Source organism: Hydrogenimonas sp. (assembly GCF_029933015.1).
GTDB lineage: Bacteria > Campylobacterota > Campylobacteria > Campylobacterales > Hydrogenimonadaceae > Hydrogenimonas.
Genome location: NZ_JAOZOZ010000148.1, coordinates 1 through 3,961 on the forward strand (window position 1 = coordinate 1; position 3,961 = coordinate 3,961).

General features: G+C 59.7%; 5 protein-coding genes. All 5 read right to left on the bottom strand.

Annotated features, from left to right (window positions below; translation table 11 throughout):
• Window positions 1-1,259: NAD(P)/FAD-dependent oxidoreductase (locus Q1K23_RS08345; RefSeq protein ID WP_300363759.1), on the bottom strand; the 1,259-nt coding region annotated here is incomplete at its 3' end.
• Window positions 1,256-2,053 carry a 2-oxo acid dehydrogenase subunit E2 gene (locus Q1K23_RS08350; protein WP_300363760.1) on the bottom strand — a complete coding sequence of 266 codons (798 nt, stop codon included), beginning with the start codon at window positions 2,051-2,053 and terminating at the stop codon, window positions 1,256-1,258. The genes Q1K23_RS08350 and Q1K23_RS08345, both read right to left, overlap by 4 nt.
• 1 nt (window position 2,054) lies before the next feature.
• The gene (locus Q1K23_RS08355) at window positions 2,055-2,399 is read right to left on the bottom strand and encodes a carboxymuconolactone decarboxylase family protein (RefSeq protein WP_300363762.1); all 345 of its coding nucleotides are present in this window, start codon (window positions 2,397-2,399) and stop codon (window positions 2,055-2,057) included.
• Between the two features lie 18 nt (window positions 2,400-2,417).
• Window positions 2,418-2,660: a phosphopantetheine-binding protein gene (locus tag Q1K23_RS08360; protein ID WP_300363764.1), complete on the bottom strand. Its 243-nt coding sequence runs from the start codon at window positions 2,658-2,660 to the stop codon at window positions 2,418-2,420.
• Window positions 2,657-3,901 carry a dihydrolipoamide acetyltransferase family protein gene (locus tag Q1K23_RS08365; protein ID WP_300363765.1) on the bottom strand — a complete coding sequence of 415 codons (1,245 nt, stop codon included), beginning with the start codon at window positions 3,899-3,901 and terminating at the stop codon, window positions 2,657-2,659. The genes Q1K23_RS08360 and Q1K23_RS08365 overlap by 4 nt, the downstream gene beginning before the upstream one ends.
• Between the last annotated feature and the right edge of the window lie 60 nt (window positions 3,902-3,961).

The window sequence follows — 3,961 nt, forward strand, 5'->3', positions numbered from 1 at the left end:
AGCTTTACGTCCATCTCTCCCGCCAGGGCCATCGAAACGGCGGCGATGAGCTCCTCGGCCCCCGGACAGAAGATCTCTCCGCCCATGATGAATCCATCCTCGTCGGCATAGACCGCCATGACGCCCAAATCTCCGTCGTGCGTGTGGGGAAAGGGCAATCCTCTCAGCCGAATCACGCTCTCTTTGTATCGTACTCCGCGTTTTTGCAGTTCTTTTCCGGTTTCTCCCACCACCGCGTAGGAGCACGGCAGGGTATGGATGAATTTCACCACATGGCTCAGATTCAGCGGTTCCGGGTTTTCACCCAGAATCCGCCTGACCACATAGAGCACTTCCGCCCTCGCCGCATGGGCGAGCTGGAGCTTGCCGTTGCAGTCTCCTACGGCATAGTGGTTTTCACACGCAGTCTGAAAGTGTTCGTCGGTGACGATACCCCGGGGTCCCGTCGTGACGGCATCGGTTCGTATCGGATCGACGTTCGCACGTCGCCCCGTCGCCACGAGAAGCCTCGGCACATCGTGCTGCGAACCGTCGTCGTAGACGATCCGCACACCCTTTTGTGTCGCTTCGGCGGATTGGATGGAGCGGTTGGGCGAGAGTTTCACGCCGATCTGGCGCATCTGATCGGCCAGATTGGCGGAGATCGCCGTATGGGCTCTGCGCAGCAGGATGTCGTGCCGCCAGATCAGCTCCGTCTCCACACCCGCCGCCGCGAAGAAGCTCGCCATCTCCAGACCGATGGCGCCGTCGCCGTAGATGGCGATTCTCTCCGGAAACTCCCGCATGTTGAGCACTTCGTCGCTTGTGATGACAGAGCTTCCGTCGTAGCGGATCCCCTCGGGAATGAAAGGGCGCGAGCCGGTTCCGATAATCACATACTTTCCTGTGAGAGTTTTCCCCTCCACTTCTATGGTATGCGGTGCGACAAGCACACCATCCCCTTCGACGATCTCCACCTTTTCGCACTGTTTCGTGATCGCTTTCGTCGCCCGCGCCAGAAGCGTTTCCTTCTCCTCGTCCAGCTTTGCCATATCGAGCGAAAGCGAACCTTCGAAATGCTCCTTTTTCGACGCGCGTACCGTCTCGGCGGCGGCCAGGTACATTTTGGAGGGGATGCAGCCGTTGTGCAGGCAGGTCCCTCCCAGATGAGCGGGATTCTTCTCCACCAGAACGCACTTCAGCCCCGCCTTCGAAGCCACGACGGCCCCTGCGTAGTTGAGACCGCCTCCCAGAAACACGATATCGTAGTCGTAATTCATTCTGCACCCTCCGGTTTTCCGTTTTTCCACGTTTTGAAAACCGACGGATCTTCCGCCAGCTCCTTGAGCGTCTGCATGAACTCCGCCGCCTGCCAGCCGTCGATGAAACGGTGATCGATCGTCAGGGTCACGTTGATTCTCCCCTGGGTTTCGCTGCCGATGGCGGCGATGCCGGTGTCGTTCTTGTTGATGAGGGCGTCGAACCGCTCGATGCCCGTCATCCCCAGGTTGGAGATACCGAAAGTGGAGCCGACCAGATGGGAGGCCAGTACTCTTCCTCTTCGCACACGCTTTTTGTAGTCCGCCAGCTCTTCGGCGATCTCCTGCACGCTCTTTTTGTTGACATCTCTGAAAACCGGCATGTAGAGGGCTTCGCCGTGGGCCATCGCCAGAGCGATCGATGCGTTGGGCCACACCTGGAACGTGTCCGCACCCAGTGTCGTACGGGTTTCGGGATGTCTCATCATCGCCTCGCCGACGAGCTTGAGGATCCAGACGGTGACCGTCAGCTCTTTGGTTTCGTAGGCGCGAATCAGTGTGGCGTTGATCCCGTCATAGATGTGAAAAACCGGTTTTTTAGCCGATTCCGTGACATTTTTGATGATCACCTGCCGGATGGGGCTCAGTGCCCTGGGGAGCGGAACGTCGTGCGCCTGGATGTATGCGCGGACATCCTCTTCCTCCACCCTCTCCTCCCCTGCGAAAAGTTCGGGAGAGAGCCGATAGCGCATCAACAGATCCCAGGCCTCCGGTGTAAACTTTTCGCTTTGCGGATAGGCTGTATAGGTGTTCATCTCACTGCTTCGCCGCGAATTCGTCGAGCGCTTTTTCCACCGGGATCATATACATCAGCGCGGGTCCGCCGTGCATCAGCACCGCCTGCATCGCCGCGTCGACGATCTCCTCTCTTTTCGCCCCTGCGTCGAGCGCCCCTTTGACATGCAGCGCGATGCACCACTCGCATTGCGCCGCCACCGCCAGCCCCACATTGACCAGTTCCTTGGCCTTCGTGTCGAGCGCACCCGGCTTCTCGACGGCGAACATGAATTTGTGAAACGCCTCCATCTGCTCGGGTGCCTCCTTCTGCAGCCGCTCCACCAGCGCCTTGATCTCTCCCAGTTTATCCGTGTAGGTTCCCATGATTCTCTCCTTTAGAACTTACATACGCTCGGCAAAGTAGTCGACCATATGCTCGAGCGTATCGACTTTGCCGTAATCCTCTTCCGGCACCTCCACCCCCAGCTTCTCGGCCAGGGACGTCAACAGATTCAGGAAGTCGTAGGAGTCGATCTCCAGTGATTCCTGCAGATTCTCCTTTTCGGGAATGGCCTCCCCTTCGTGCTCGGGCGCGATTTCGTAGATCGTTTCGACGATCGTCTTTTTGATGGCCTCTTTCGTCATAGCAGCTCCTTGGGATTTTGAAGTATTTTGTCGAGTCTGGCCAGAAACAGGGCACCGGTCCTTCCGTCGGTGGCCCGGTGGTCCCCGGCGATCGAGGCTTCGACTACCTTTCGGACGGCGATGGCGTCACCCTCTATCCAGGGTCTTTCCATGATGCGACCGAATCCCACCAGCGCCACCTGCGGCGGATAGATGACGCCGAAGACCTTTTCGACGCCCAGATCTCCCAGATTGGTGATCGTGATGGTCTGTTTCGTCATTTGCGAGCTGGTCAGCTTGCCGCCGCGGGTGCGCCGGATCAGATCGGTCAGCGCTCTCATCGTCTCGTCCAGGTTCATCGTGTGCGCGTCGATCATCGCCGGGGTGATGAGACCCCCCTCCCGCCGGGCGATGGCGATGCCCGGATGGATCTCTTCGCTGAGTACAGGCCCCTCTCTCCAGAAACCGTTGAGTTCCGGGACCGCTTTAAGCGCCTCGACCACCGCCCGGATCATCAGTGCGGCAGGGAGTATGCGCTCCTTGATCGACCGCTTCGCGTTGAGTTCTCTCAGCCACTCGAGCGCCGGCGTCATGTTGATCGGGGTCGAGAGGTAGTAGTGGGGGATCTCGGCGTTGGAGCGGCTCATGGCCGCCGCGATCGCCATGCGCATGGCATCGGGCTTGGCGCCCGCCTTGGGCAGGGTTTTGGCCGCTTCCTCGACGTCGCGGGCGCTGATCTTGCCATGCACCCGTTTCGCCAACTCTTTCAGGTCGACCCCCAGCTCCTTCGCCCGTTTTCTGGCCAGAGGCGTCGCACGAACGCGTCCGCCCTCCTCCACCGCCGGCGTCTCAGCCTGCCCGAGCGGTCCGAAAATCTCTTCCGCGGCGCTTCTTGGCGCGGCACCCGTCACCTCTTTTCTCTCCGTCGGCTGCGGGGCCGGTTCGGGTTTCGTCTCCTCTTCGGGAGTTTTCATACCCTGGGCGGCTTCAGCCTCAGCCAACTCCCTTTCGATCGTCTCGTCGTCGTCCTTTTCGGTCCTCACCACGGCCAGCGGGGTGCCGACGGGATACTCCGTCCCCTCTTTTCCGACGATCTTTTCGACCGTGCCGTCTTCGTAGATCTCGGCCTCGATGATTCCCTTGCTCGTTTCGATGTCGGCGATGACATCGCCCTTTTTGACACGGTCACCCTCTTTCACTTTCCATTCGGCCAGGATGCCCGACTCCATGTCGGCGCCCAGGCTCGGCATCTTGTAGATCATTACGACTCCTCCATCAAAGCTCTGGCCGCGACGGCGACCTTCTCGGCACTGGGGATCGCC